The following is a 21,657-nucleotide window of genomic DNA, read 5'->3' as shown; positions in this document are numbered from 1 at the left end:
TGCTTTTCAGAAACTCGAGTCCTCGATCAATTGTCTGTGCTCTTCAACTTGATTCGCAAACAGGGAGTTCAGGTCTTCACCACTCTTGAACACAACGGGCATTCTGATGCGCTCTTCCGTCACCTCAATAAAGCGGGGGTCGCGTGTGGCAGCCTCCAGCGCTTCCGACAGCACCCGCACCTGTTCATCCGGCGTCTCTGCAGGAACAACAACCACACGAACCGCGTGCATGCTGAAATCATAGCCCAGCTCACGCAAGGTCGGCGCATCCGGGTAGTAGACCAACCGCTCATCGGCCAAACTGACCAGCACGATCATGTCGCCCGAATCGGTATAAGCACTGTGTGTGCCGCCACTGGTGGCTATGTCAGCATCGCCCGACAACACGAGAGGCGCCATCTCGGAGCCGCCGGCAGCAGGCAGGATGCGCAGGTCCAAGCCTTCACGTTCGGCAATTCGCCTGATGATGAAACGATCCTGAGAGAAGGGAGTCACATAGACCAGTTCTGGGTTGTCTTCGGAATAGTCCATCAGTTCGTACCAGGTCTCGAACGGCTTGTCCGGTCCGGTAACAATCGCTGGCTGATCCAGCGTAACCCCTGCTACGAAGCGAAAACTGTTCAACTCGTAAGAGGCTGGTGCGATCAGCGGTGCAATGGTAAATGCCAGCGAGGAACCGTATTGAAAGACGTACCCCTGATCGGCACTGCCGGCCAGCATTGCAGCAGCCACACCACCACCGGCGCCCGGCTGATAAACGATATCGACCGGCTGTCCCAACTGCTCTGACAGTATTTCGACCAGCACGCGACCCTGTACATCCGTACTGCCACCCGGACCATACCCGATCAGCATCGTCAGAGGTCTCGATGGAAAGCTGTGATCTGACAGTGCAGGCACCCCAGTGAACCAGAAAAAAGGCAGCAGTATGACGGGCCAGTAGAATCTTTTTGTTTTCATCGATGCTGCCTCACCGCTCTGCGGATCATTCGTTGCGCAATTTTCAGAATAGGCAGGCGATGAATATATTCTACAAGGTTGTTGCAAGAAATGCCTGATCGGACAGTGCCAACCAGGCCCATAAGAAAAAATTTTGCTCCCCGGAGAAAAACTTGCCAACCTCCCCTTGCTCCGGGATGCAGGCATATCCCGGCAAGCACTCTCGAAGCATGTTCGGAAAAAGTTCTGCCCTGAACTAGAGTTACCTAATGAAATGGTGGTACTTTTTCGCGTCGGGGCTCGCGCCAGACGTTGGAACGTACCCTAAATGCTAACACTGGGGGACACTCACCATGAGAGTAACGCTCGCGATAGACGCGGCAGCAGATTTGCCCAGGCAAGTGATCGATGACTATGGCATTCATGTGTTAACGGTTCAAGTCACTGCGGACGGCCATGACATCGAAGATACTCGGCAGCCTGAGCGTACTCTGGAAGCCTACAGGGATCATCTGATCGACAAATTCGTGTACGTGGGCCACCAGCGACGCCGCCGACGGTTTACTCTGGCACCACCAGATACAGAGGCCCTGGAAGAAGCCCTCTGGGCAAAAGCCCTGCCCGGGACAGATTATCTGATGGTACTTTGTGGCAGTCACACCCTGTCACATCATTTCCATACATTGAAGCCCATCATTCAGCGCTTGCAGGATCGACTCTCCCTGGCTGACAGCCAGACTCGAATTCGCCTGCTGGACACCCAGACGCTGTTTGCCGGCCAGGGTTTGGTGGCTGCCCAGGCGCTGGCGTTCATCAAGCGAGGCAAGGAACATAGTGAGTTACGGCGCAACATCAATCATACAGCCGAACTAACCCATACTTTTATGGTGCCTACCGATCTGACGTATCTTAATGAACGGCAAGCAGCATTCGACCACCCCCCATTGCGGTGGACCTCAGGATCGCTCGGCTTTCCGCCCAAAGAAACACCGATCATTTGCTCCTTCCGCAATAAAATGTTCACCGTTGACCGTCAACCGACGTTTGATCAGGCCGTCACGGCGGTTTTCAATCAGACCGTCCGAATACTGCAAAGAGGAGCCGAATCGCCGTACGTGAGTTTGAGTTACGCCGGCGACTTGCTGGATCTGGAACGCTTCACCGGCGTGCAGGACCTGCGAAAGCTGCATCAGGAGCGTAAAATTGTACTGCTGATCAGTACCATGGGCCTGGCCGGTGCCACCTGCCTCGGCCCCGGATCGGTAAGCCTGGCAGTTGCCAGCATCGACCACGAATGGTCCACAGCGGCCTGATATCAGGACGTCAGGTCCATATGGATTTTACACCACACAAGGCGACGGCCGGAGGGTAATCCCCCCATTCTTAACCGGGGTGATAAGTAGAGTCGGTCAAGCAGCAGGTGCTGGGTGTTCAGCGTGGTGCTGCCAAGTAGCTGGTGTCTGGCGCTGTTGGGCAGGGCCAACTGGCTGAAATCAACGACTCTGACCCCTTTGATTAAATCAACGACTCTGACCCCTTTGATTGCTGACCCCTTTGATTTCCCTTTGATTCGCAGACCTTTACGGACTTGCTTGAACTGCTCAAAACCTCGGTCCGAGGTTGAAGTAGACTTCGCCTATCTCCTCTCGCTCGGGGTTGTGGGCGTAGCCCACTGCGGCCTCCAGCGGCAGCAGCCAGAAGGTGGTGAAGTGCAGCTCGAGCTCGGCGCCTATGTTGTAGCGCGCCTGCTGGTCCAGGTCCCAGGCACCGGCGGCATAGGGTGTCAGCCAGAGGGTATTGATGCCAAGACCCCAGGATCCCAGGGTGCGATCGGGCTCGGCCAGCAGCCACTGAGTTTGCGGTCTGGCCCACAGCAGTTCCGGGCTGTCGAGCGGTTCGGGCAGAGCGCGCAAGGTCACCGTAGAGCCGATGGGGCGGGAAAATACGCTATAGGCATCGCTGCGGCCGGCAGAGAAGGGTCGGTTGTTGTCATCGGTCCAGAGCAGCCGGGTATGGGCCTGCACCGAGTGCTGCCCCCATAGAGCCTGGCGCGCCTGTCCGGTGAGGCGCAGCCGGTTGCTGTCGGCATAGCTGAAGGCACGCTCGTAGTCCAGCGCCAGACTGCCGGACCGGTTGGGATAGTAGCGCTCGGCACTTCGCTGGCTGAAACCGTACCCGACCCCGGTGCCGGCCCAGCGGCGGCGCAGTCCAGAATTGTCTGAGCCAGCATGACGCTGATCGGTTACCCACTCGGCATGCGCGCCGAACGCCCCTCTGTGACTCTGCCAGAGCGTGCGGTCCCAGCCCGCGCGGTAGCCGGAATACAGGTCTCCGGATTGCCGCGCCTGGCCAACGCCCAGCGACCAGTCATTGTAGAACCGATAATCCAGCGTGCCGGCAATATCGCCGGTAAAGACCCCTAGCGTGGCGGTCAACATGACCTGATGCCGGTCCGTCGGCTCTCGCCAATCGCCGGCCAGGCCAAACCCCAGTTCTCCGTCCCAGTAGGGAAACGGTGCAAACAGGCCCGGGCTCATGTATTCAATCGCATAGTAGGGATGCAGGCCCGGTTCGCGGGGCTCTCGCTCAGCGTCGGCTTCCTCCGCCGTGTCCGTTTCGGGGTCGTCCTCTTCCTCAATTGGTGGACCCAGTATCAGGCCAGCAGGCATCACCCAGTCCGCAGTCACCGGTGGCTGAGGCATCATTGAATCGGGAGTGTCGGGTAACGGCGCCACACGCATCAGGTCATAGTTCAGACCGCCCTCGGTCAGGTAAACCACCTGACCTTCTCTCAACCTGGGTTGATGCACATTGCCGGCCACGCGGGTCAGCCGCTGCCGTTCACCCTGCCCCGGCTGCCAGGCATGGGCTTGCAGCAGCCGCACCCCGGCCGGGCTGATTTCGGGGACACTGAACACCAGAGTATCCTGATCGGCCCAGTGGGCGCCTTCGGGCAATTCGGCATCGCGGGTCAGCGGCTGCAGGGACAGGGTGTCGAGTGTCAGCTCATAGAGATCGAAGTTGCCCTGCACTTCAGGTTTCATTGTCAGCAGCAGGCGCTCTCCGTCCGGATGCCAGGTCAACGCCTTGATCTGGACGCCGAAGTCTCCCTGCAGCAAGGTACTGGAATACTCCCCGGCGGCATCACGCAGGACCAGTTGGGACCCCGTCAGTGTCTGCTCCCAGGTGGCCAGTTGCTCACTGGGGCCATGCCAGGCCAGCCGGGCGACCCGGCTGCAGCGGGCTATGCGCTCGGGGCCACCTTCTTCAAGCGACAATCGATACAGACTGTAGCGCGGTTCGCCACTGCATCGTTCCAACTGGTTGAACCAGAGTACGCCCTGGTCTGCCGAGGCGGTGATCTGTTCCGGCTGATAGCCTCGATGCCGGCGGGTTTCTCCATCCGGGGATTGAATAACCAGGGCCGGGCGGCGCAGCCCGTCATCCTGCCGATAAACCCGCCAGCCCTGCTCGTGCCAGACGGCTCTGGCATGACGGAAACGCGACAGGCCGGCCAGTTGCTCGGTGGGTGTCTGCAGATCATCGTCGGCCAGATGGGTCTCCAGACGCGCCTGCTCGAACACCAGGAACTCCGCCCAGCTTTCGGCCAGGGATTCGTCAAACGCAGCCCGCCAGGCAATATCCATGTACAGCGGGCTGATCAGATCAGCCCAGAAGCCGTGCCGGCCGGTACGGTTTTCCACCCAGTCCCGGACCACGTCGTCACCGAAGCGCTCGGACAGGTGGGTAAAGAAGTAGGCACCATACAGGTAGCCCATCAGCACGCTCTCGTGGCGTCCTGTTTCAAACACCTGGGTATAGTTGCGAAATCCCTGCTGGTATTCCTGCAGCCAGAGCCCTTCGAACAGCGGATGCTGGCGAAACGCGCGGCCAGTCAGCAGTTCCCGGTCGGACTCGAACCACTGGGCATAGCCTTCATGGAAGGCCAAAGGCACGAAGGTGTTGTTGCCCGCCACATAGCCGAAACGATAGAACTCGGGCTCGGACGTCTTGCGACTGGTCAGGATGTGCGCCAGTTCGTGGCGCAGCACCAGTGTCACGGCATCACCGTCGTTGAGCAGTTCACCGGTCAGGTGGGAGGAGGGGCTGATGGTCACCATGGGTTTGCTGGCGATGGTGGCTGTGGCGTTGTACGAGTCGCCATAGCTGCTGTCGATCAGGAGGTCGACCCGCGGCGCCACAATCATGTCCAGCTGGTTGAGCAGTTGTTCGTATTCCGCATCAGCCACCGAAGCCAGATGGCGCGCCAGTGGCCGATGGACGTCCTGGTGGATGATGTTGAAGTATTGCGTCTGGATAACACTGAAGGACTGGGCCTGCGCCGTCACAGCCGGCAGCCAGAGTGCCAGTACCGCCAGCGCGTAAAGTGATGTCCTGCAGTGTTGCATCCAGCGCATACCGGCTTGCTTCCTTAAAGTGTCATGGTTCCGGGGTCAGAGCCAGTTGCGCAGCACCTGCATGGGTGGTGTGTGAATGACCTTGCGCGTGGACAGCACACCTACGGTGCCGATCAGCACACCACCGACCACCGGAGCAACCAGCCAGAGCATAGGATGCCAGCGTGTTTCCATATTGAACAGACTGCCCTGCAAATAGAACAGAATGCCCTCAGTGCCAAGCGCCCCCAGCAAGCCAGACAGCGCGCCGAGCGCACCGAATTCTATCCACAGAGTGCCCCGCAGCAGTCCGGCCGGCGCCCCCATGGTGCGCAGCAGGGCGCTTTCCCTGAACCTGACGTCCAGACTGGACTGGATGCCTGCAATGAGCACCAGCATGCCGGAAGCCAGTACCAGTATCAGAATGAACTCGATGGCAATGGTCACATTGCGGATGATGTCCTGAACCTGCTCGATCAGGGTATCCACCTCCAGCACGGCCAGGGTTGGAATGGACCGCACAAGTTCATTCAGCGCCGGTTTGTCTTCAGGCGACAGGTAAAAGCTGACCAAATAGAAGGCACCCGCACCGGCCTCCAGCGGCTGATTGAAGATCATGTAGAAGTTGGGGTTGAACGACTCCCAGTTCAGCGAGCGCAGGCTGGTGACTTCCGCACTCACATCCAGCCCACCCACGCTGTAGTGCAGCGTATCGCCGATATCGATACCGATATTGCGCGCAAACTCCTCCTCGACCGAGACTTTCAGATCACCTTCGCCGTAGTCATCCCACCAGCCTCCGGCCACCACCCGATTATCCGACCCCAGATCCGGCGACCAGGTCATGTTCAGTTCGCGGCGGTAATTGTTGCGATCAGGCAGATCCCTGCTGAGATCATCCACAGTCTGGTCGTTCACCAGCGTCATGCGCCCTCGGGTCACCGGGTAGGCGGGTGACCGATTGCTGGCATAGTCATCCATCCAGGCATTGAGATTGTCCAGGTCGTCTTCAAACACGTTGTATACGAAGTGATTGGGTGAGTCTTCGGGCAGTTGTTGCTGCCATTCGGCCAGCAAAGTAGTCCGGATCATGGTCAGGGTAAACAGCAGCATCAAGGCAATGGCGAAAATGACCACCTGCAGCCCATTCTGCTGACTGCGCCTCTGCAGACTCGACAGGCCCAGCCGCCAGGTGCGGCCCAGTTCACTGCCATAGCGGCGCAGCAGCCAGAGCAGTACCCGGGCAAACAGACCGGCACCCCAAATACAGACCAGTCCGCCGCCGACCATCACCAGAGTGAGCTGCCAGTCGCCGCTGTACAACAGCACAATCAGCATGATGCCCAGTGCGCCCCAGGCCTGCCACAGCAGCTTGGGCCGCTGGAATACCTCACTGCGGATGACTTTCACCGGTGGTACATCACGCAGCCGATAGAAAGGTGGCCAGGCAAAGCCCATCAGCGCCACAAAGCCGGTGATAGCGCCCATGCCATAAGAGCGCCAGTCATGCATGGCGAGGTTGGAGGGCAGCAGATCGCCCAGCAGGAAGATGATCGCCTGATGGGTAATTTCACCCAGCAGCAGTCCAAGAACGATACCGGCCACGGCCAGCAGTGACAGCCCGAGCCCGTACATGCGCAGAATCTGGTTTGGCGTATAGCCGACGGTTTTCATCAGCGCCACGCCGTCAACATGGCGGGCCGAATAGCGTTGCGCCGACATGGCCAGCGCCACCCCGGCCAGGATTACGGCCAATGAGCCGGACAGGAGCAGGAAGCTTTCGGCACGATCGAGGGCTTCACCGACACTTTCATTGGCACGGCGGGCACTGCGCCATTGAAAATGGGGTTCTCTTTCACTGCGAATGGCATTGCGCAACTCGGTATGAGCCAGATCAGGGCCTGCCAGCAACCAGCGATAGGTGACTCGACTACCCGGTTGAATCGCCTGGGTGGCATCGAGGTCGGCCATATTGATCATGGCGCGCGGCTCGACATTGAACAGACTCGCTGTTTGGTCCGGTTCAGAGATCAGAGCCTTGCTCACTCGCAGATCAGTGGCGCCGATACCGACCATGTCTCCGACCTCGACCTCGAGCAATGGAAACAGCCGGGAGGCCAGCCAGATTTCGCCAGGTGGCGGGCCACTCTGCACCGACTCCGGCTCTCCGAACGGTGCATCAGCAACCTGCAGACTGCCCTTCAGCGGGTAGGTGTCCGTAACGGCCCGCACGGAGCCCAGGCGGTTCGCGGTGTCGCCAAACAACATCGACGAAAAACTGACCACCCGAGCCTGCTCCAGACCCAGTTCGTCCGCGATGGCAAACCAGGAGGGGTTCATCTCGCGCGATCCCTGCAGGGCATAATCCGCCGCCAGCAGAGAGCCCGCCTCGGTCAGAATGGTACTGCGGATGCGTTCGGCAAAAATGCTGATACTGGTGACCACGGTAACCGCCAGCACCAGGGATACCAGCAACAGGGTCAGTTCTCCGGCGCGAAAGTCGCGCCAGAACATGCGCCAGGTCAGACTCATTTGGGTGCCCTGTCCGAATACAGTGACCCGGCCTCCATGACACAGGTTCGGGCACAGTGGGAAGCCAGTTGGTGATCATGTGTGACCAGTACCAGCGTGGTCTGATACTCGCGGTTGAGCTGAAAGAGCAGCTCCTCGATATTGCGACCGGTATCGGTATCGAGGTTGCCCGTGGGTTCATCGGCAAAAAGGATCGGTGGCCGAGAGGCAAAGGCACGTGCTATCGCGACCCGCTGCTGCTCACCCCCGGACAGCTGCCGCGGGTAATGCGTGGCCCGATCGCTGAGACCCACCTGGTCCAGCAGTGCCATGGCGGTTTCACGGTCGGAGGTGTCGCGCCGCAACTCGAGAGGCAGCATGACATTCTCCAGGGCGCTGAGCGCGGGCAACAACTGGAAATTCTGGAATACGAAGCCCACATACTGACCGCGCAGGCGCGCACGCTCTTCTTCACTCATCTTGGTCAGATCATTGCCGGCCAGCAATACGCGCCCTGAGGTGGGCGTATCGAGCCCGGCCAGCATACCCAGCAGCGTAGTTTTACCGGAACCTGACGCACCCACGATGGCGACACTTTCCCCGAGCTTGATTTCAAGATCGATCCCTTTCAGGATATCAAGGGTTCCACTCTGGGTGGGCACGCGCTGCCAAAGTGCTTCCGCCTTTATCATGGATTCGGCCTGAAGAGTCTGATCTGACGCATTGGGAGCTGTTTGAGTCATGGTGTCTGAGCTTATCCGTTCGTTGAAACCTGGTGTTTTTGTGCTGGTCTGTCTGCTGGCAGCCCCGGCGCAAGCTGCTACGGTGCTCGTAATGGGCGACAGCCTTAGCACTGCGTACGGTCTCAGCGATCCGGATCAGGGCTGGGTCAGCCTGCTGGAAGAGCGCCTCTCTGAAAACCGGCATAGTGTCATCAATGCCAGCATCAGCGGCGAAACTACCAGAGGGGGCCAACAGCGCCTACCCGGTTTACTGGACCGTTACCAGCCCGACTATGTCATTCTTGAACTGGGCGGCAATGACGGCCTGCAGGGCCAGAATATCCCGGATATCCGCAGTCGCCTGCAGGACATGATCGACCAGTCTCAAGACGCCGGAGCCGATGTCATTCTGCTGGGGATACGCATCCCTCCCAATTATGGGCCACGTTACACCGAACCTTTTTTCAACATGTTCGGCGAGCTGGCCGAATCCAACCAACTGGATTATTTTTTGCCGTTCATGCTGGACAGCGTAGCAGAGAATCCGGATCTCATGCAGGGAGACGGCATTCACCCGCGCGCCGAAGCACAACCGAGAATTCTGGACAACGTCTGGTCGATCCTGCCCGGGGAACTGAAGAACTGATGGCACAGCACCAGATCACCTTTCTGGATCAGGGGACCATCCCCGAGTCCATCCGCTGGCCTGATCCCGAATTTCCGCATACCTGGTCAGGCTGGGAAAACACGGCGCTCGAAGACCGTATTTCGCGCCTGGAGGAGACCACTATTGCCGTGGTGAACAAGGTAGTTCTGGATCGGGAGGTGCTGGCCGCCAGCCCCAGACTGCAACTGGTGCAGGTGGTGGCAACCGGCGTCAACAATGTCGATCTGGAGGCCTGTCGTGATCTGGGTATCCATGTTTGCAATGTCCAAGGCTATGCGGGCAATGCAGTGCCCGAATGGATCGTCGCGCACCTGCTCGGGCTGGCGTGGCAGCAGACACACTATCGCCGGGCGCAGGACCGCGGCGACTGGGCCGACGCTGAGCACTTTGCCCTGCGCTCCGCGTCCGTGCGGGAAATCCGCACCATGCGCATCGGTATTCTGGGTCGCGGCACCATCGGCCAGGGGACTGCAGATCGGCTGCGCGGCTTCGGCAGTGAAGTCCTGTTTCTGGATCGCCCTGGCGCTGAAACCGTGCGGCCGGGTTATGCCGATTTTGACACCGAATTGAGCCAACTGGACGCCCTGATTCTGTGTTGCCCGCTGACCGAAGACAATACCGAAATGGTCAACGCCGATCTGCTCGGGCGCATGAAACCGGGCGCCCTGCTGCTCAACGCTTCACGAGGCGGGCTGGTCAACGAGCAGGATCTGGTCAACGCCCTGCGCTCCGGATATCTGGGCGGCGCGGCGCTGGATGTGGTCAGCCAGGAGCCTATCCGGCGCGACAATCCACTGTTCGCCATCCGGGAAGAGACCAATCTGGTGCTGACACCCCATATCGCCTGGAGCAGCGAAGAGGCCATCACCACGCTGATGGAGGTGGCGATCGGCAATATGAACCGGTTTGTGCAGGGTCAGCGCGATCACTGTCTGCTCTGAGTTCAATACGATAAATCCACCCGTAAGCGGTTTCATCTCACTTTTCTCCTCCGTATAGTAGCCGCCTTTATCGTGTCGCTCTGGAGTCAGCCATGTCCCGCGCACCCTCAGTCGGTCTGATTGCTCTGGCCTTCATTGCCTTTATTTCACTCGGTCTGCCGGATGGGTTGCTCGGCGTTGCCTGGCCCTTCATGCGCAGCGACTTTGCACAGCCTCTGGATGCTCTGGGTTTGCTGCTGGTCAGTTTTACCAGTGGCTATCTGCTGTCCAGCTTTTTCAGTGGTGCCATCGTGCGCGCAATCGGCATTGGGCTGTTGTTGACCGCCAGTGTTACCGCCACTGCCCTGGCCCTGCTTGGGTTTACCGTGATTCCGGTGTGGTGGATGATTGTTCCGCTGTGCAGCCTGCTGGGCGCCGGTGCCGGAGCCATTGATGCCGGACTCAACAACTATGTGGCCGCCAACCACAGCGACCGGGTCATGCAGTGGTTGCACGCCAGTTTTGGGGTCGGCGTGACGCTGGGGCCGATGATCATGACCATGGGCCTGACACTGGGCGACAGCTGGAGAATCGGCTACTGGGTTGTCGGTGGCGGCCAGCTGGCGCTGGCCCTGTGTTTTCTGCTGACCGCCCGCTTCTGGGACACCGGGGTGCCGGAAGCCGCCGCAGAGGCGCCTGCGCCGACACCCGATGCCAGTTTCAAGGCCACTTTCGGCCAGCATAGGGCCTGGTTGTGCATGCTGCTGTTCTTTATCTACAGCGGTCTCGAGCTGTCCGTCGGGCTGTGGGCATTCTCGCTGCTGACCGAAAGCCGCGGCATCAGTATCGAGCGCGCCGGGTTCTGGGTCAGTATCTACTGGGCCATGTTTACCGTGGGGCGAATTACTGCGGGTCTCTATGCGCGGCGCCTGGGGGTCGATTCCATGGTCTATATCGGCCTGACCCTGGCCCTGCTGGCGGCGATATTGCTCTGGTGGAGTCCGGTGCCGGCGGTGGGTCTGGGCGCTCTGGCTCTGGCGGGCTTTGCCTATGCGCCGATTTTTCCGGCCATGGTGTCCGGCACAAGGTTGCGCATTGAGCGCACCCACGTGACCAATACAATCGGTATGCAAATGGCCGGGGCCGGGCTTGGCGCAGCGGCCCTGCCGGCGCTGGCCGGTGCGATTGCCGCCCGCACCAGCCTGGAATCACTGGGGCCCTTCCTGTTTTGCGTCAGCCTTTCACTGGTATTGCTTTACAGCTTCATTCGCTGGTCTCGACAGTGAACGCGCCTGCCTTTTGATCCAGATCGGACAACAGTTTTTCGACCTGGTTGGCATTGTCATTGACCGTATGAATGGATGAGGTGTCATGGCGTACACGCTGTGCCACTTCATCCATGTCCTGGCTGATCTGGCGAGCGGCTTTGGAGACCTCCTGCACTGAATGCGACATCTGCTCGGCGGCGGTAGCACTTTCACGCGCGTCTGACTCGATCTCGTGCATGGCCGTTTCGGCCTCCTGACCATAGGTCTCGACGGCTTCAAGATGTTTCCTGCCCGAGGCCATGGTGTCGATGGCAGACTTCGACGACGACTGGATCGTATCCACGATGGTGTTGATGCGTCCGGTGGCATCTACCGTCCGCTCTGCCAGTGTTCTCACTTCTTCGGCGACCACCGAAAATCCGCGCCCGGCATCGCCGGCCCGGGCTGCTTCAATAGCGGCATTCAAGGCCAGCAGATTGGTCTGGCTGGCCAGCTCATTGATCATGTCGACCACGCCATCGATGTCGGCAGACAATTCGCCCAGTTGATTCAACTTCTCGCCGATTTCACCTACCACCGTGCCTGTTTCGCGCAGGCTGTTGAGCGCGTCATTGATGGTTTTCGCGCCATTGGTAGCTGAGCCGTAGGTTTTTTCCGCCTGTTCCGACAGCTGCCGCGTGGTTTCGGAGATGTCCGAAATAGTGGCTGATATTTCTTCCGTGCTGGCGGCCACCGAGCCGGTCTGTTCATTGACGTGCTGGTTGCTCTCGTTGAGGCTGGCGATCTCGCGGGTCAGCTCCTGAATCATTCGGGCCGACTGATCGGCCGAGCGCACCACATCGGCCACCAGCGCACCGAGCCCCTCTGTCATCCCGTTGACGGCTGAACTCAATTGATCGAATTCATCGTTTCGTGCCTCGTTCACATAAAGTCGCGCTGTCAGGTCGCCGGATTGCACCTTCTTGAGATCATGCATGATCTGCTTCAGTGAGCCTCGCACACTGAAGGTAATCCACAGCACAACAGCGACCACCACGGCGCCAATGACCAGGCTGCCGATCATGAGGCCGGCCATCGCTAGCGCCGAACTGGCCGACGCCTCTGCCCTGGCATTGGCAGTGAGCTCCCCAAGCACCTCGTTCACGACTTCCTGCTGCTGGTCCAGGTTAATCATCACCAGGCTCAGTTCAGAACGCAGGCTGCGCAGTTCTCCAGCCGCCGCCCGGTAGTCACCAAGGGCCGACGTATAGATCGTGAGCTCGTCGGTAAAGCGGTCATCCAGACTCAGACCCACGAGCATATCCAGAAAAATGTCGTAGGCCTCGTCCAGAGCAGCGCCGTTGGCCTGATTGGCATCCAGCAGGTAGTTGATCTCGGCGTCCCGCAACGCTGTCAGGTCATCTCGAATCATGGACAGAAAGGAAACGGCTTCCTGAAGCTCATTGCCAGCCCCGAGCAGTTGCCCGCGCAGGCCGGTGGTGCGCTGAAAGCCGACAGTCTGCTCGGTAAGAGCCAGCGTCAGAGCGATCTCCAGAAAGCCGGAATAAGCCTCATAGAAGTCTTCAAGTTCAATGCGAGCCATTGGATCGCCCACGCGCTCCAGGTCGACTTCGCGCTGTTCGACAACACTGATTTGTTCGGCCTCTATGTCCGCTTCAAATTCACCCAGGGTATCATCTGACAGTTCACGCATCCTTTCCCGGAACTGCAGGGCGTTCAGAGCCATGGTATCCGATTGGCTTCCCACCAGAGTCAGTCGCTGGACTTCATTGTTGGTCGCCTGCTGCATGCGAAGACCATTCAAAGCAACGGCCGTCAAGATCACCAAGCCGGCAACAGTGGCGAAAAGAACGATCATTAGCTTTAGGCGAAAGCTGAGGTTTTTCATGAACTGTCTCACACCCTATAAAGGAACTGCGGGGTTATTGTTTTGGCTCTTGCTGGCGTTTGTCTGAACACCTGGCGCCCGCCAATGCTCGCAAACCGAAACATAGTCCGAAACTATTCAGGACAACATGCTGTGCTCTATCGTCATCGGCTAAATGACCAGGAACTTTAGAGCCCCCATTGTACCTGCAGCCATGCACAAAGGTGCCATTTTGCACCCTGAAAATGACACCTTTTAACCTAAAGTTGAGTCCTGCAGTGCTGTATTCTTTACAGTAGACGAGTAGAGCACGACGCTGGCCACCGGTTTGGCATTGGTCCAGGCACCCGGCAGCAGTCGATAAAGTGGATAGGAAGAAACACAGGCGTCAGATCAGGCAATGGAATCCACACAACACGTCATCCAGAACGGCACCTGCAGGGAGCAAATTCAGACGGTCGTTAATCTGGCGCCGCTGGCCGATCAGATTCTGCAGAATTTCAGGCCCAGACAAGTTGATTTCGATGACCTGGAGGCCAGAGACCGAGACCAGATCGGTATCAACCTGCGGCGCTGTCGGCTGTCTCTGCAATTGAATCAATGCAACATGGCGAGTCTGCTCGGGGTTTCGCATACCCAGTACCGAAATTTCGAGGAAGGCCGTCACCATTTAAGGCTCCAGCATACTGCCCATTTTATGGTCAATACGGGCATTCCGCTCCACTATCTGTTCCTCAACAGCTGCTATTCTCCGCTGTTCGATCACCTCGAATTGAACACAGAAAACCTGCCCTTGCAGAGTTTTGTCGGGCGTTGCAATGACACGGCTTTTTCCGGCCTTGTGGACCTGGTCGCTGGCCACCTGGACATTGCACTACCAGTTGCGCCGGCAATCAACTTGCACTGGCCGGATGCGCATTTGATTGCACGAGAACTGGGGAACTACTACGGGGTTATCGGGGAAGGGCTTTTCCAACTGCGCCAGATCGTCAACCTGTCGCAGGATGATCTAGCCACTCTGCTGGGGATCACGGGGGCAACACTTGCGGCCTATGAGCGCAACCGGATTACTGAAAGTCGCAGCTATGCTGCCTATATGTCCATGCGGCTCTGGGCAGCAACCGGCATCAATCCACTGTGGATTACCCACGGATCGGCATTCTATGCGCGCCGCCAATTGCAGCACTTGCGCATGAACTATTTGCAGAGTCTGCTGGCAGGCCAACCTGACTCGGTGGTTTTTCAACTTCAGAAGGCGCTCTGGCGTCTGCCCGGACAGACTTTCGACAACCCGATTATTCCTGCACAGACTGCCTAATCCGGTTCATAAGCACCCTCGGAAAACGCCTCGAAGTAGGTTTCATAGCGACCGTCAGCGCGAAATTCTTCCAGGGTTTCATTGAACCGAGAAACAAGTTCTTCCGCGTCCGGGTGAGCCCGGGAGATGAGCAGGAAACTGTAGTCGGAATGCAGAGGTTGCGGGTGGTAGGTAATCAGGTCCGCTTCTTCTTCGCTCAGTTCTGCCTGGATGCCGGCTAGGCCGACATTGACTTCCTGCGGATACAGATCAATACGCTCACGCAGTAGTTTGAGCAGATTAAGCCGCTCTTCTGCGACCCAATCTACAGCGAACACATTGTCATCATGGGCCGAGTCAAATTCGGTGCCGTAGCTGTAGCCGTAGATACCGCCCATCAGCAACCCTCGAAGATCCTCGAACTCAGCCCAGTCGAAACTCATATCGACATGATGAAAGAAGACGAAGGTCTCTTCTAGAACCGGTTCTGAGTAGAGAAAATCCTCTAACCTGTCCTGCTGGTGCATCCAGACAGCGGTGCCCGCGGCATCGCCGGCTGCGGCTTCCTGATAGGCTCTGGCCCAGGGCATGAAGCGATATTCCACCGCTATGTCGTGCTCGGCAAATATGTCGCTGATCAGGTGGGCTATGAATCCGTTGTGCTGTTGGTCTTCGGCCAGAAATGGCGGCCAGCCTCCGGTGGTCAGCACCAGGGTGTCCCGGTCATTGGCCGTCGATGGGCTGGCCAGACTGAACAGCATGATCGCGATCGCCAGTACCCCAACAGCAGTCGGCACGGTCGTCATTGAACGGGTGAAGAAAGAATAGGACACTACAAACCACACAGGGACTCAAGCAGAAGCTTGAATGATAACACTGCGACTCAGTCGGTGCGAAAAGAACTCAGAAGGCTTCACCAAAATTGATCACCAGTCCGCCCCGACTGTCCACCCAGCCATAATCCACCCGAATATTGAGGCGGCGCTCGTCGCTGACCGAATAACGCAGCCCGAAACCACCGCCGCGTTTCCAGTCTTCATCCCACCATTGATCGGGACGCTCCGCCACCTGACCAGTATGGACAAAGGTGGTCGCCGCCCAGCGCTGCGTCAGCGGGAAGCGGCCTTCCAGCTGTGTCGCAACCGTGGTCTGGTGCCGGTACTGACCATCTCTGAGCCCTCGCATCCATTGCCCACCCGACAGTATTGGCATATAGAGAAACGGGGTATTGTCAGTGGCCGCCTGCACCTGGCCACCCAGTGCCAGGATCACATCCGCCGGTGCCTGATAGTAGACCGCCCCGCTTTGACTCGCCCAGCCGAAGGTTTCTCCACCATCATCGTGTGCCAGTGTGGCGGATGATTTCAACCAGGTGCCCATGGTTGGCCAACTCAGGTTGTTGCGCGTATCCCGGGTCAGACTGCCTTCGATTCCCAGCAAACGGCCACCTTCTGTCCATGCTACATCGTCCAGCAGCGGGTCGTCAGGGTCATCGAACTCGATTCTGGAGCCGGCGGTCAAACCGCCAATGCCCACCCGCCAGGTATCATCCAGTGGATAGGACCAGCCCAACTTGAGCTGCAGGGTTCTTTCGTCATAGTCCGTACCCTTGTTCAGGAAGGTCGACCGATAACCAAAAAATTCACTGGGAAAGTAACTGCCGTAGATTTCGGCCTCAAAATAGTCCCGCCGCCCCTCGACAACACCCGGTATCCGTAACCCCAGAACGCCCTGCGCCTGACGCTTTTCAGTGCCAATCAGGAAGATATTGGCCGCATAAGAATCGGCAACCGGTTCCTGCTCCCAGATACCGGCAACGCCCAACTGAACCCCTGTGTCCGGCTGATTACCAAACACCGGCAATATCACCAGATCACTGGCCCGTGCCGCATGTATCTGCAGCACGAGCAACATCACGGCACAGACAGCGGTCAATAAGATACGACTGCACAGCCAGTAGAGCGGAGCACGATGAATATTCTGCACCAGGTCTTTCCTTGTTTCTGTCACCATTGAACGGGTGTTGGTCATTGCTCTGTCCGGCTGTCTGGCGGCATGGTTGCTGTCAGTTTCCCGGGTCTGGCACTGCCAATACAGTAGCAGACTGTATTGTTTTGTCTGCCTCAGGCCTTGAGGACTTTACGTAGATGAACGAGATCGGTTCACTGACACCATCAGTAATCTGCCGGATGACCGACGAAAACCACTGGCAGTGACGAAACGCCTGCAATAACGCCTGAACGGCACCTGTGCGCAATGAATGACATCCCGGCACTGACCCTGGCCCGGATTTTGTGGCAGCATAGCCGGCTTGATCTGCAACTGGACTCAACCGTGACCTCGGCCTACAAGGAATACAAAACCGTTCTCGGCATCAGTCTGCCGCTGCTGGCCTATTACTTTTCGGAAGTGGCCATCGGCCTGACTGATCTGTACATAGTGGGACAGCTCGGCAGTGTTGAGCTGGCCGCTGTCGGTCTGGGCAAGACCATTGTTTTCGGCTGGCTGGTCATGGGGTTCTGCATCCTGTCCATGGTGTCGGTACTCAGCGCCGAGGCCCTGGCACAAGACCGCCCCGACGATGTCACCCTAATCGTGGTGCAGGGGTTCTGGCTGGCCGTGCTGATTGTGATTCCCGGCATCGTGATTGTGCTGCTGACCCCCTGGCTGCTGCGTCAGATGAACTACGAAGCGGCCATGCTGACGGAAATCGAAGCCTATCTGACCTGGGTGGTCTGGATGCTGATTCCCGCCCTCTGGTTTGCCGTGGTGCGCAACTTTCTCACCGTGATGAAAAAAGCATCGGTGTTTCTGGTGGTGTCGATCGCCGCCGTGGTGGTCAACTACCTGCTGAACCAGTTGCTGGTGTTCGGACGGCTTGGTTTTCCCGCTCTGGGCGTGGTCGGTGCCGCCGTGGCGACCGTCTTCGTCAACCTGCTGTCGCTGGCCATACTGGTGATGTATGCCTGGGCCTCTGAGCGCCAGTACAGTCTGGATTTTCTGCGCCAGTTGCTGGTGCTGCGCTGGCAGCGGCTCTGGGAATTGACGCGTTTGGGCCTGCCGGCAGGTGCCATGCAGTTGCTGGAAAGCGGCTTCTTCATTGTCATTTCCATGCTGATCGGCATCTATGGGGCCGCCTGGCTGGCCGCCAACAATGTGGTATTGGCAGTGATCGACGTCAACTTCATCATTGCGCTGGCCATGGGCGAGGCTCTGGCCGTGCGTATTGCCTACTACAAGGGGTCTGATGACCTGCACATGGTTCGCCGGCTGGCCTGGTTCGGCTATGCCGTCACCGCTGTCGTGACTCTGAGCATCATGTTGCTGTTGCTGCTGCGCCCGCAGTGGGTGGTGGAACTGTTCATGAACCCGGAGGCCGAGGGCTATGCCCAGACACTGGAATACGCCGTGATTCTGGCCGGCATTGCCGCGCTGTTTCTGATCTTTGACGGCTATCAGGTCTTGTCGACCTGGATGCTGCGGGGCCTGAAAGATACCGTAGTGCCGGTAATGATTGGTGTTGGCGGCTACTGGTTGGCGGGTATCGGCCTGGGCGCCCTGCTCAGTTTCGGCCTCGGGATCGGCCCCACCGGGCTTTGGTGGGGTTTTGCCATAGGGCTGACCACGGCCGGGGCGCTGCTGGTACTTCGGGTGATCAAAAAAACGCGACCAGCCTGAGTCCGGTCGCTACAACCCCTGCGATCCGCGCCGCAGCCATTCATGCACAAATGCGAGTTTGCGCCGTGCTGTGTCCGACAAGGCGAACGGGTAGAGATCCAACAGGCCCATAGACCGATTTACATGATTGACACCCACCGTAAGGCTGGCCGCAATATGAATAAGGCGGTAGGCGTCAGGCTCCGAATACGGGTCCCAGCCCGGATGGGGCAGTTCCGGTGATGACAGACCGGATGCCACAAAACTGTCGGTAATGTCCGTCAGGTGCATCAGATGTGCAGCCGTTTCGGCCCAGTCTTCGTGCGGGTGCGCCGACGCGTAGGTAGTGATGTAATATTCTCGCCAGTCCGGCACCGGGCCTTCGTTATAGTGGCGTTGTAGTGCCGCCTGGTAGTCGGCCCGCTCGTCGCCAAAGGTAGCGCGGAAAGCATCCAGAAAATCATCGCGCAGACTGAGTCGCCACCACAGCATGTGCGAGATCTCGTGGCGCATATGGCCGATCATGGTGCGGTAGGGTTCATCCAGGGCCTGGCGGCGGGTGATGCTCAGCACCGGGTCTGCCTCGGCGACACTGATGGTTACCTTGCCGGCCACATGACCCATCAGAACGGGTGTCGGCCCTTCCGCCAGCATATGAAACACCGGCCTTGCCCCGGGGTCTTCCGGGCGAAACCAGTGCCAGCGCCCGAGATTGTCGAGCGCCCAGCGCTTGGCCGCCTCTGTTTTGGCCCAGTTCTGCATGGCTCCGGGTATTTCCGGGTCTGGCGCCAGCTCGGTCATGGCGCAGGAGCGACAGAATGCCCCCTGCTCAGGGGCAATCCAGTTGCAACCGATGACCTCGCGGTTGATACAGAACGGCGGCATGGGCAAAAAGGCCCTTGCCTGAGGATCATAGGCAACAGGAATACCGTCTGCCGTTGCCAGATTGTCAAACCAGAGTGATCCGGACCCAACCGGATTCGAGAATACGCGCATAAGAGGCCTTCCATGGAGGCGGCCGGACAGCAGAAGCGTGCTGAGTCGCACTGTAATACCTCCAAGCTACTCTCTCCCCTGCTGGCTCGTCAATGCACACCGGGGAATGAATACCCGCTGTTGACGATTACTCGGAGCTCCTGCGCGACCAGCATGACAGGCGCTGCCGAAGTCATGGGTTATACTACTGTCAGTATCTGGCAGTATGGTCAGGCAGACTGAGAAAGGTCCATCAAGAGGTTTCCCCATGTCCAGTGCCGAACGACTGTTCGACCTGCTGCAGGCTCTGCGACGCCGTCGTCGTCCGGTCACGGCTGCGCAACTGGCGGCAGAACTCGGGGTCTCGCAGCGCACCCTGTACCGCGACATCAACCGACTGAAAGCCGTAGGTGCGGACGTGGAAGGCGAGCCGGGCATCGGCTATGTGCTGAAACCCGGCTTTCTGCTGCCGCCTCTGATGCTGTCGGAAGAGGAAATCGAGGCAGTGACACTGGGCCTTAACTGGGTGCGCAAAGGACAGGATCAGGGGTTGTCTGCAGCAGCAGGTGAAGCCCTGAGCAAGGTGGCCTCAGTCCTGCCTGCCGAACTGCGTTTACGCGTCGACGACTCGCCGCTGATGGTCAGCAACCCCTGGTTCAAGGCAAGCGCTTCAGACCCGGGTTCACTGCGCCGAGCCATTCGCGCTGGTCAGAAAGTGCGGCTCTTTTATCGAGACCGGAAGGGCCAGACAACTGAGCGCATCGTATGGCCGATTGCCATCGGTTACGAGGATGCCAAGCGCACTTTGATTGCCTGGTGTGAACTACGCCAGGACTTCCGGCAGTTCCGCCTCGACCGGACGCAATCCATTGACTGCCTGGAGGCGCGCTATCCGAATCGTCGATCTGAGCTCTACCGACAATGGCAGGCCTCACTGCTGCCAGAAAATGTCACTAGTGGGGTAGATACTGGACCCGTCCACAAGGGAAAAGAGAGAATCAACATGAGCAGCCCCATCACCTTCTATACCAACCCCATGTCACGCGGTGCGATCGCGCACTGGATGCTCGAGGAAGTGGCGGCCCCCTACCAGACCGAGATTCTGGACTATGGCACCACCATGAAGTCCGAGCAGTATCTGGCCATCAACCCCATGGGCAAGGTGCCGGCGATTCAGCATGGCGATGTTATCGTCACTGAAGCACCGGCCATCTGCACCTACCTGGCCGATACCTTTCCGGACGCAGGCCTGGCGCCGCCGCAAGACCAGCGCGGCAATTACTATCGCTGGCTGTTCTTTGCCGCCGGGCCTCTGGAACAGGCCGTGACCTTACAAAGCCTGGGCCATCAGTTGAGCGAACAAGAACAGATGCGTTTCGGTTGCGGCACCCTAGCAACCGTGCTGGATACGCTCGCGGGGGCACTGCGCACCAGGCCCTATATCACCGGCAGCCAGTTTACCGCCGCCGATGTGTATGTTGGCTCGCACATCGGCTGGGGCCTGCAATTTGGCACCATCGACAGCCGACCCGAGTTCATTGACTACTGGAACCGGATCAAGGACCGCCCCGCTCACCTGCGGGTGGATCAGTTCATCAATAAATACGCTGCACAGCAAACCTGGGCGGAGAGCTGAGCATTTCTTCTGGCGCCATTGTAATCAGCGGATCCAGCAGGAAGGCCCTCCCGACTTGGCAACTGCTTCATATGGGCAGTCGCACAGCACGCAATCCGAGAAACAGCGGAATTTCCTGCAGTGCCCGTTTCTCTGCCCTGGAAACACTCTGACCTCGCGGCAGACGAGTCATGGGGATTTCCCGCAATTGGTCGATCACCAGCCCATGCCTACAAAGCTCACTGACGTAGCTCGACAAAGGCCGGTGATAGCTGCGGGTGATTCCGCCGACTCCCTGATGTGGCTGCATGGGCACCTGCAACGGTGACAAGTAGTGATCGACTCGTCGGTACTGCAACTTGCGCCCGACGTCCCACCCCCAGCCGCTCTGCCGAGGGATGCGGAAACACGGGTGCGTCATCAGAACAACGAGTTTTCCGCCGGGCTTCAACAGCCCGGCCGCGTTGGCAACTGCGGCCGACAGGGGATGAATGTCCTGCAGGCTGAGCAGGAACACGGCACCGTCAAACCTGGCCTTGCCCAAAGCTCCAGCCAGGTCCGGACTGGTCAGATCGCCGACCTGAAAATCCGTCTGTCGGTTCTGGTTGTGTTTGCGCGCGAACCGGATCAGCTTGCGGCTGAGATCGATACCCACGTAGCGTGCCCCAGCCTGGGTGACAGAGTTCGCCAGGGCGCCCGGGCCGCACCCCAGGTCAACCACAGTCTCGTTAGCAGTGCAGCAGAGCAGGTTCATTACTTCCGGTATTGCGACCGCTCGATGATGAAAACTGCCTTTCGCGCCGGACCACCCGGCATACCAAT

The 21,657-nt window shown here is 58.7% G+C and carries 16 protein-coding genes; 7 read left to right on the top strand and 9 right to left on the bottom strand.

All coding sequences use genetic code 11. From position 1 onward, the window contains the following. Window positions 1–6: 6 nt before the first annotated feature. Window positions 7–960, bottom strand: coding sequence for a tripartite tricarboxylate transporter substrate binding protein (locus tag LAT62_RS06275; protein WP_293380636.1), 954 nt, complete (start codon window positions 958–960; stop codon window positions 7–9). Between the two features lie 332 nt (window positions 961–1,292). On the opposite strand from LAT62_RS06275, the gene LAT62_RS06270 reads away from it, so the two are divergent. Continuing rightward, window positions 1,293–2,252 (top strand): DegV family protein, encoded by a 960-nt coding sequence (locus tag LAT62_RS06270; RefSeq protein WP_293380633.1) that lies wholly within the window; start codon window positions 1,293–1,295, stop codon window positions 2,250–2,252. 288 nt (window positions 2,253–2,540) lie between these two features. Here LAT62_RS06270 and LAT62_RS06265 read toward each other — a convergent pair whose 3' ends face one another. Genes LAT62_RS06265 through LAT62_RS06255 form a run of 3 tightly spaced genes read right to left on the bottom strand, consistent with a single transcriptional unit; the run spans window position 2,541 to window position 8,590 of the window. Beyond that, window positions 2,541–5,357: a hypothetical protein gene (locus LAT62_RS06265; RefSeq protein WP_293380630.1), complete on the bottom strand. Its 2,817-nt coding sequence runs from the start codon at window positions 5,355–5,357 to the stop codon at window positions 2,541–2,543. Between the two features lie 36 nt (window positions 5,358–5,393). After that, a complete protein-coding gene (locus LAT62_RS06260; RefSeq protein WP_293380627.1) occupies window positions 5,394–7,868 on the bottom strand; it encodes an FtsX-like permease family protein in 2,475 nt (824 codons plus the stop codon). Further along, on the bottom strand, window positions 7,865–8,590 hold the full coding sequence (locus LAT62_RS06255) for an ABC transporter ATP-binding protein (RefSeq protein ID WP_367120535.1): 726 nt from the start codon (window positions 8,588–8,590) through the stop codon (window positions 7,865–7,867). Before LAT62_RS06255 ends, LAT62_RS06260 begins: the two co-directional genes overlap by 4 nt. On the opposite strand from LAT62_RS06255, the gene LAT62_RS06250 reads away from it, so the two are divergent. The 3 genes from LAT62_RS06250 (at window position 8,589) to LAT62_RS06240 (ending at window position 11,442) form a co-directional block, all read left to right on the top strand. Then, window positions 8,589–9,215, top strand: a complete 627-nt coding sequence (locus LAT62_RS06250; protein WP_293380624.1) for an arylesterase — start codon at window positions 8,589–8,591, stop codon at window positions 9,213–9,215. The genes LAT62_RS06255 and LAT62_RS06250 overlap by 2 nt on opposite strands. Then, entirely contained in the window at window positions 9,215–10,177 is a 963-nt protein-coding gene (locus tag LAT62_RS06245) for an NAD(P)-dependent oxidoreductase (protein WP_293380621.1), read from the top strand. Before LAT62_RS06250 ends, LAT62_RS06245 begins: the two co-directional genes overlap by 1 nt. A gap of 92 nt (window positions 10,178–10,269) precedes the next feature. Then, a complete protein-coding gene (locus tag LAT62_RS06240) occupies window positions 10,270–11,442 on the top strand; it encodes a sugar MFS transporter (RefSeq protein WP_293380618.1) in 1,173 nt (390 codons plus the stop codon). On the opposite strand, the gene LAT62_RS06235 is transcribed toward LAT62_RS06240, so the two are convergent. Then, a complete protein-coding gene (locus LAT62_RS06235; protein ID WP_293380615.1) occupies window positions 11,420–13,213 on the bottom strand; it encodes a methyl-accepting chemotaxis protein in 1,794 nt (597 codons plus the stop codon). The two genes, LAT62_RS06240 and LAT62_RS06235, sit on opposite strands and share 23 nt — an antisense overlap. A gap of 478 nt (window positions 13,214–13,691) precedes the next feature. On the opposite strand from LAT62_RS06235, the gene LAT62_RS06230 reads away from it, so the two are divergent. Then, window positions 13,692–14,609 (top strand): helix-turn-helix transcriptional regulator, encoded by a 918-nt coding sequence (locus tag LAT62_RS06230; RefSeq protein ID WP_293380612.1) that lies wholly within the window; start codon window positions 13,692–13,694, stop codon window positions 14,607–14,609. Here LAT62_RS06230 and LAT62_RS06225 read toward each other — a convergent pair. Then, window positions 14,606–15,433, bottom strand: coding sequence for an ABC transporter substrate-binding protein (locus LAT62_RS06225; protein WP_293380609.1), 828 nt, complete (start codon window positions 15,431–15,433; stop codon window positions 14,606–14,608). The genes LAT62_RS06230 and LAT62_RS06225 overlap by 4 nt on opposite strands. A gap of 58 nt (window positions 15,434–15,491) precedes the next feature. Next, window positions 15,492–16,619, bottom strand: coding sequence for a BamA/TamA family outer membrane protein (locus LAT62_RS06220; RefSeq protein ID WP_293380606.1), 1,128 nt, complete (start codon window positions 16,617–16,619; stop codon window positions 15,492–15,494). Window positions 16,620–16,844: 225 nt separating this feature from the next. Here LAT62_RS06220 and LAT62_RS06215 point away from each other — a divergent pair, with 225 nt between their 5' ends. Then, the gene (locus LAT62_RS06215) at window positions 16,845–18,266 is read left to right on the top strand and encodes an MATE family efflux transporter (RefSeq protein ID WP_293380603.1); all 1,422 of its coding nucleotides are present in this window, start codon (window positions 16,845–16,847) and stop codon (window positions 18,264–18,266) included. Window positions 18,267–18,275: 9 nt separating this feature from the next. On the opposite strand, the gene LAT62_RS06210 is transcribed toward LAT62_RS06215, so the two are convergent. Beyond that, complete coding sequence (locus LAT62_RS06210; RefSeq protein ID WP_293380600.1) at window positions 18,276–19,241, bottom strand: putative zinc-binding metallopeptidase; 966 nt, start codon at window positions 19,239–19,241, stop codon at window positions 18,276–18,278. 247 nt (window positions 19,242–19,488) lie between these two features. On the opposite strand from LAT62_RS06210, the gene LAT62_RS06205 reads away from it, so the two are divergent. Continuing rightward, the gene (locus LAT62_RS06205) at window positions 19,489–20,856 is read left to right on the top strand and encodes an HTH domain-containing protein (RefSeq protein ID WP_293380597.1); all 1,368 of its coding nucleotides are present in this window, start codon (window positions 19,489–19,491) and stop codon (window positions 20,854–20,856) included. Between the two features lie 67 nt (window positions 20,857–20,923). Here the strand turns inward: LAT62_RS06205 and LAT62_RS06200 are convergent. Further along, on the bottom strand, window positions 20,924–21,657 hold a 734-nt coding region (locus LAT62_RS06200), incomplete at its 5' end, for a bifunctional 2-polyprenyl-6-hydroxyphenol methylase/3-demethylubiquinol 3-O-methyltransferase UbiG (RefSeq protein ID WP_293380594.1).

This window comes from Natronospirillum sp. (assembly GCF_022565775.1).
Classification (GTDB): Bacteria; Pseudomonadota; Gammaproteobacteria; order Pseudomonadales; family Natronospirillaceae; genus Natronospirillum.
Note: the sequence above shows the minus strand (reverse complement) of the source record. Positions and strands in the feature narration are given on the sequence as shown.